Source organism: Blautia sp. An81, from assembly GCF_002161285.1.
Lineage (GTDB): Bacteria > Bacillota > Clostridia > Lachnospirales > Lachnospiraceae > Blautia > Blautia ornithocaccae.
In genome coordinates, this window is the sequence record NZ_NFHH01000078.1 from 1 (window position 1) to 767 (window position 767).

Sequence of the window (767 nt, forward strand, 5' to 3'; positions counted from 1 at the left end):
TACGGGGAATTCCAGATCGATGTTCCCCGTGACCGCAATGGTGAGTTTGAACCAAAGCTGATCCCTAAATATCAGCGGGATATTTCCGGGATTGAGGAGAAAGTAATCTCTCTCTATGCACGCGGAATGAGTACAAGGGATATTCATGACCAGCTCCAGGAACTTTATGGGATTGAACTTTCCGCCGAAATGGTCAGCAAAATCACGGACAAAATCCTTCCGGAAGTGAAAGAGTGGCAGTCTCGTCCACTGAACCCTGTATATCCTTTTGTTTTTATGGACTGTATCCATTACAAAGTCCGGGAAGACGGCAGGATCCTCAGCCGCGCTGCTTATATTGTACTGGGAGTTACCGTGGAAGGATACAAGGATATTCTCAGTATTACCGTAGGAGCGAATGAGACCAGTAAATTCTGGCTCGGAATGCTCAACGACCTGAAAAACCGTGGCGTGCAGGATGTCCTGTTCTTCTGCGTAGACGGTCTCCCCGGATTTAAAGACGCAATTCAGGCCGTTTTTCCACAGGCACAGATCCAGCGCTGTGTCATCCATATGCTGCGCAATTCTTTTAAATATGTGAATTATAACGATCTGAAGAAGTTTTCCGCAGACTTCAAGGCTGTCTATAACGCGCCCAATGAATCCGCAGCTCTTTCGGAATTGGAAACGATCAAGGAGAAATGGGGAAAGAAATATCCCTATGCGATCAGTAACTGGGAAAACAACTGGGAAGATGTGAGTTCTTTCTTCCAGTTTTCCGGAGATAT

General features: G+C 46.3%; 1 protein-coding gene. It reads left to right on the top strand.

Annotated elements, in window-relative coordinates; genetic code table 11:
- A partial coding sequence (locus B5G33_RS20930) for an IS256 family transposase (RefSeq protein WP_143276567.1) occupies positions 1-767 on the top strand: 767 nt, incomplete at both ends.